The organism is Inquilinus limosus MP06, assembly GCF_000767795.1.
Lineage (GTDB): Bacteria > Pseudomonadota > Alphaproteobacteria > DSM-16000 > Inquilinaceae > Inquilinus > Inquilinus limosus_E.
Genome location: NZ_JANX01000440.1, coordinates 1 through 5,494 on the forward strand (window position 1 = coordinate 1; position 5,494 = coordinate 5,494).

At 68.5% G+C, this 5,494-nt stretch carries 6 protein-coding genes and 1 pseudogene; 2 read left to right on the forward strand and 5 right to left on the reverse strand.

Annotation, left to right across the window (positions count from 1 at the left end; translation table 11 throughout):
- Positions 1-377 (reverse strand): annotated as a pseudogene (locus tag P409_RS40925) (hypothetical protein); the annotation flags it as partial.
- Positions 378-538: 161 nt separating this feature from the next.
- Here P409_RS40925 and P409_RS25250 point away from each other — a divergent pair.
- Positions 539-1,123, forward strand: coding sequence for an LOG family protein (locus P409_RS25250; RefSeq protein WP_034844975.1), 585 nt, complete (start codon positions 539-541; stop codon positions 1,121-1,123).
- Positions 1,124-1,209: 86 nt separating this feature from the next.
- Entirely contained in the window at positions 1,210-2,424 is a 1,215-nt protein-coding gene (locus tag P409_RS25255) for an NADP-dependent isocitrate dehydrogenase (protein WP_034844976.1), read from the forward strand.
- 54 nt (positions 2,425-2,478) lie between these two features.
- On the opposite strand, the gene P409_RS25260 is transcribed toward P409_RS25255, so the two are convergent.
- The 4 genes from P409_RS25260 to P409_RS25275 all read right to left on the reverse strand — a co-directional run bounded on the left by P409_RS25260 (position 2,479) and on the right by P409_RS25275 (position 5,404).
- The gene (locus P409_RS25260) at positions 2,479-3,012 is read right to left on the reverse strand and encodes a hypothetical protein (protein WP_152613528.1); all 534 of its coding nucleotides are present in this window, start codon (positions 3,010-3,012) and stop codon (positions 2,479-2,481) included.
- A gap of 77 nt (positions 3,013-3,089) precedes the next feature.
- A complete protein-coding gene (locus tag P409_RS25265; protein ID WP_238578770.1) occupies positions 3,090-3,650 on the reverse strand; it encodes a hypothetical protein in 561 nt (186 codons plus the stop codon).
- Positions 3,651-3,752: 102 nt separating this feature from the next.
- On the reverse strand, positions 3,753-4,655 hold the full coding sequence (locus P409_RS25270) for a phosphodiester glycosidase family protein (RefSeq protein ID WP_238578771.1): 903 nt from the start codon (positions 4,653-4,655) through the stop codon (positions 3,753-3,755).
- A 284-nt stretch (positions 4,656-4,939) separates the two neighbouring features.
- Positions 4,940-5,404 carry a GcrA family cell cycle regulator gene (locus P409_RS25275; RefSeq protein WP_034844982.1) on the reverse strand — a complete coding sequence of 155 codons (465 nt, stop codon included), beginning with the start codon at positions 5,402-5,404 and terminating at the stop codon, positions 4,940-4,942.
- Positions 5,405-5,494: the final 90 nt, after the last annotated feature.

The window sequence follows — 5,494 nt, forward strand, 5'->3', positions numbered from 1 at the left end:
GCTGGGGCGACGGCTGCGGCGGCTCGGCCGAAGCTTCCGGCTTCGGCGTGTCGCTCCGGCGCGGGGGCGAGGGCGGTCACAGCCGGGGCGCCGGCGATCTGGGGAGGCTCGTCGAACCCGCTCCCCAGCACTCGCGGCGACGCAGGAGCCACAGGCACCGCGGGTTGCGGGGCAGCAGGCGGCAAAGCAGGCTTCGGCGCCACCGCGGGCGCCGGGGGCTTCGGCCCGGCGGCCGCAGGGGGAGAAGGCGGATCGACCGGCGCCAAGACCACGCTCGGCGAGGCCGCGTCGTGGGGCTGCCCGGTGTATTGGACCGCGGCGAGGATAGCCGCGAGCACGGCGACCGCGACGCCGCCGATCAACAGGAGTTTTTTCAACGCAGGAACCGCCCCGATATTATTCGGGCCAAATTATCCGCGTAGTCATCGACTCGCAACAAACCGCTGCTGCGGCCGCATCGAAACTTGCTCCAAGGTCGATCCCTTCCTAATGTCGCGCGCCGGCCGTGCCGGCCCCGTAGCCACCTGCGTGCGATCCCATGGCCGACATCCGTTCCCTCTGCGTCTATTGCGGCTCCTCCACCCGCGTCGACGACCGTTATAAGACCGCCGCCGCGACCCTCGGCGGCCTGATCGCCGCCCGCGGCCTGCAGTTGGTGTATGGCGGCGGCCGCGTCGGACTGATGGGCATCGTCGCCGATGCCGCGCTCGGCGCCGGCGGCCAGGTCGTCGGCATCATTCCGGAGCATATCCAGGCGCTGGAGGTCGAGCACACCGGCCTGACCGAGCTGCACGTCGTCGACAGCATGCACACCCGCAAGCGCATGATGTTCGACCGCTCCGACGCCTTCATCGTGCTGCCCGGCGGGCTGGGCACGCTGGACGAGGCCTTCGAGATGCTGACGTGGCGGCAGCTCAAGCTGCATGAGAAGCCGGTGGTGTTCGTCGACATCGACGGGTACTGGCGCCCGTTCCTGCGCCTGGTCGACCACATGATCGCGCAGGGTTTCTGCCGGCGGGAGCATCGCGACCTGTTCCAGGTGGTCGAGACGGTCGAGGAGGTGTTCGGCGCCATCGCCACGCCGCAGCCGATCGCCGGCCGCGCCAGCGACAAATGGGTATAGCCTGCGGCTAGCCCCCTCTCCTTTCGCCCCCCGCGGCCGGGTGCTATAAGCCCGACCATTCCTGTCCGAAGCGGAAAGATCCCGACATGGCCAAGATCAAGGTCAAGACCCCGGTCGTCGAGCTCGACGGCGACGAGATGACGCGCATCATCTGGCAGTTCATCAAGGACAAGCTGATCCTGCCGTATCTCGACATCGACCTTCGCTACTACGACCTCGGGATCGAGTACCGCGACCGGACCGACGACCAGGTGACGATCGATTCCGCCGAGGCGATCAAGACGTACGGTGTCGGCGTGAAATGCGCCACCATCACCCCGGACGAGGCGCGGGTGAAGGAGTTCAACCTCAAGAAGATGTGGAAGTCGCCGAACGGGACGATCCGCAACATCGTCGGCGGCACCATCTTCCGCGAGCCGATCATCTGCCGCAACGTGCCGCGCCTGGTGCCCGGCTGGCGCAAGCCGATCGTGGTCGGCCGTCACGCTTTCGGCGACCAGTACCGCGCCACCGACCTGAAGGTCCCCGGCCCCGGCACGCTGACCATGACCTATACCCCGGCCGACGGCAGCCAGCCGGTCGAGCTCGAGGTGTTCAAGTTCCCGGGCGCCGGCGTGGCGCTGAGCATGTACAATCTGGACGAGTCGATCCGCGGCTTCGCGCAGTCGTCGCTGAACTACGGCCTGCTGCGCAACATGCCGGTCTACCTGTCGACCAAGAACACGATCCTCAAGGGCTATGACGGGCGGTTCAAGGACATCTTCCAGGAGGTCTACGACGCCGAGTTCAAGGACCGGTTCCAGAAGGCCGGCCTGACCTATGAGCATCGTCTGATCGACGACATGGTCGCCTCGGCCATGAAGTGGGAGGGCGGCTTCGTCTGGGCCTGCAAGAACTATGACGGCGACGTGCAGTCGGATTCGGTGGCCCAGGGCTTCGGCTCGCTCGGCCTGATGACCTCGGTGCTGCTGACCCCCGACGGCAAGACCGTCGAGGCCGAGGCGGCGCACGGCACGGTGACCCGCCACTATCGCGAGCACCAGAAGGGCCGCGCCACCTCGACCAACCCGATCGCCTCGATCTTCGCCTGGACCCAGGGCCTGGCCTACCGCGCCCGGTTCGACGAGACGCCGGAGTTGCTGCGCTTCGCCCAGACGCTGGAGAAGGTCTGCGTCGAATCCGTCGAGGCCGGCCACATGACCAAGGACCTGGCCATCCTGATCGGGCCGGACCAGCCCTGGATGACCACCGAGCAGTTCCTGGACAAGCTGGACCAGAACCTGCAGGCGGCGATGGGCTGACGCCCTCGGGCCCTGCCGAAGGAAGAAAGGCCGGCTCACGCCGGCCTTTCTGCTTCAGGGCCCGATCACGTTGTCGATCGAGAGCCCTCGCAGCACGGCCAGCAGCGGCACATCCGCGCCGTTCGGCACGCAGACGGCGCCCTGGATCAGGTGATTGGCGCGCTGCATGTCGAAGACGCCGCAGCGGTCGGCCGAGCCGGTCAGGCTGATGATCCTGTATTGGGTGAGATAGCTGTTCACCGTCGTGCGGTCGCCCCGCAGGACGGTATAGCCGGTCGCCTTGAGGGCCCCCTGCAGCCAGGCGGTCAGGGAGCCGAGGCGGTCGCTGGAGCGCCAGTGATAGCCGCCGGGCAGGCGCGACCAGTCGACGAAGGCGAACAGCCCGCCCGCCTCGAAGGTTGCCGTGTCGGACCGGACGACGCCACTGCCTTCGGACGCCTGCGCCTCGCTGTGCTTGGCGTTCCTGGCCGCCGCCCCGGCGAGCGGCCCCGAGACGAAATCGATCGGCGACTCCTCGGCCAAAGCCGGCCAGGACAGCGCCGCGGCGACGAGAATTCCCGCCGCGAACCGCATCATTCGATGAACCATGATCCCCCTCCGCCCGGGGTCTGGATCGGTGCGGGCCGCCCGGGCCAACGGTCCCGCCCGTTTGGATCACGGCCCCGCTACGGGCCGGTCACACCCGCGATCGACAGTCCCTGCAGCGTGGCCCGCAACGGGATGGCCTGGCTTGCGGCGCCACAGAGATAGCCGTTGATCCGGTTCCCCTCCCGGCCCATCACGAAGACACCGCAGCGGCGGTCGGCCCCCGTGTAGACGACGGTCTTGGTCACGGCGGGCAGGCCGCTCACCGGGTCGCGGCTGCTCTCCAGCACGATGGTGGTCAGGCCGCCGTTGGTCTTGCGTAGGGTCTCGACCCAGGTGTCGAGCAGGGCGGGATCCGCAGCCAGCTTCCAGGCATGCCCTCGCCCGAGGCGGGCCCAGTGGATTGAGAGGCGCAGGCCTCCGGCCTCGAAACGCGCGTCGTCCTGGGCGTAGGGCGTGTTGGCGTCCAGCGGTTCATCGCTGTGCGTGGCGCTCCTGACGGCGACACCGGCGAACGGGCCGGAGACGAAGCGGATCGGCGTGTCCGATCCGACATCAGTCACCGGCTGCGCCGCCTGCACCGGCAGGCAAAGAGCCGCCAGGACGAACAGCCCGGCGGCCCTGACCCGAAACCCTCGCATCATCGCCCCTCCCCCCGGAGACAAGGAATTAATGCCGGGAAACGAGGCGCCGTCGAGTGAAATTCGCGTCAAATTGAAGGCGGAGCCCCGCGCATGGCCGGCTCAGCCTCGGGGACCGACCGGCCGGCGCGGCAGCGGGAGGGCATAGACGCCGAGGGACGCGCCGTCATAGCGCTCGGCCCCGCCGCTCGGTGTGTTGACGATATAGGGATGGCCGGGATCGTCCGCCCGCACCATCTCGGTCGACCCACCGCCGTCGAGATTGATCGCGTCGGTCGCGCCGATCGCCAGCATCAGCGCCGCCGACTGGGCGTTGGTGGTGCCCCGCGAATACACGGCCACGCGGCCGTCGACCGTCACCAGGTAGAGGTAGCGGCCATGGTCGGACAGGCCGACCAGCGTCCGCGGATTGGGGTTGTTCGGGTCGCCCTGGCTGGGGCTCGCCGCGCTGACATCCTTGCCGTTGCGCACCAGGAAAGCCGAGCCGGCGACCGCCGTGCGCACCTGCGGCAGCCGGATCTCGGAGGCCGGCGCGATCACCGCCGCCCCGCCGCGGGTCACCGCCAGCACCGCCTGGCTCTGCGTCGGGTCGTCGGAGCCGGGGGCGCTGACCACCTTGCCGTCGGAGACCAGCAGCCCGATCACGGTCTTCGGTTCCGCGGCGGCAGTGCAGCACGGCGCGAAGAAGTTGGTGTTGATCGCGATCCGCACGCGCTTGCGCGCCGCGAATTGCGAGACGGTCTCGGCGGTGGTCTCCAGTTGGCCGCTGCGCTCGGTCCCGGTCAGGGCGATGCCCGGCGCCCACAGGTCGATGCGGATGATGTTGGCCCGGCTGACCGTCGCCGGCCCGTCCGGCGTCAGCGGGTTCGAGGGCACGGTCGCGGTCGCCATGTCGACGCCGAGATAGAGCGGCGAATAGCCGCTCTGGGTGATGCCGTCATCCGCCCGTGCATGAACGGCGGCCAGGCCGACCACCAGAACGGCCAGTAATTGTCTCAAAATCACGATGCTATTTCCCCGCAATGAACTGGATGTCGCCCGATATCCGGTTCATCTCCGCAGGAACGAAAGGGATACTCCTAAAATCCCTTGGAGCCGCCCCGGAATCGCGACCGCGACGACTATCCCATCTCTGCATGACCATTTGGCGATGGCCGGCTTCGATTGGAGGATCGTTGCGTCGCCGCAAGGAAACAGCCCGACCGGGCCCCAAAGAGCATGGGGCCGGCCCGCAGCGGCGGCACCGGCCCCATCGCATCACGTTGCCGGGGATCAACCCCGGCCGGGCATCACGCCCGCAGGATGGCGCGATCCTCGTCCCGCCGCTTGCCCGGCGGCTGGTAGGCGATCTGGGCGTGCTCGGCGCAGTACGGCAGATTGCCGTGCGAGGCCTTGCCGCAGAAGTGGAAATCCTTGTCGCGCGGATCGCCGATCGGCCATTTGCACATCCGCTCGGTCAGGTTGAGGATGGTGGCGCCGCCCGATTTGCGCTCGGGCACCGGCTTGGCCGCGACCTTCTCCACCGGGGCCGGCTGGGCCTCGACGGCGGCCGGAGCGGCGGCAGCGACCTCTTCCTCCTCCTCATCCTCCTTGCGCTTGATCGGCGACGGCCGGCCGGACAGCTCCAGCCGATGCGCCTTGCCGATCACCGCGTTGCGAGAGACGCCCCCCAGGATCTCGGCGATCTCGCTTGCGCTCTTCCCGTTTCCCCAGAGCTGGCGCAGCTGCGCCACCCTTTCTTCGGTCCAAGACATCCGCTTCTCCCAAGATCACGCGCATCGCCTGCGCGTACCACATATTGCGGCTTCAGTCGCGGACGCTACCACATCCGCGACCGCCGCGAC

Bases quoted from the DNA above. Each gene is read 5' to 3' on its own strand.
- P409_RS25255 (WP_034844976.1), top strand. From the start codon at position 1,210: ATGGCCAAGATCAAGGTCAAGACCCCGGTCGTCGAGCTCGACGGCGAC.
- P409_RS25265 (WP_238578770.1), bottom strand. From the start codon at position 3,650: ATGCGAGGGTTTCGGGTCAGGGCCGCCGGGCTGTTCGTCCTGGCGGCT.
- P409_RS25260 (WP_152613528.1), bottom strand. From the start codon at position 3,012: ATGGTTCATCGAATGATGCGGTTCGCGGCGGGAATTCTCGTCGCCGCG.
- P409_RS25250 (WP_034844975.1), top strand. From the start codon at position 539: ATGGCCGACATCCGTTCCCTCTGCGTCTATTGCGGCTCCTCCACCCGC.
- P409_RS25275 (WP_034844982.1), bottom strand. From the start codon at position 5,404: ATGTCTTGGACCGAAGAAAGGGTGGCGCAGCTGCGCCAGCTCTGGGGA.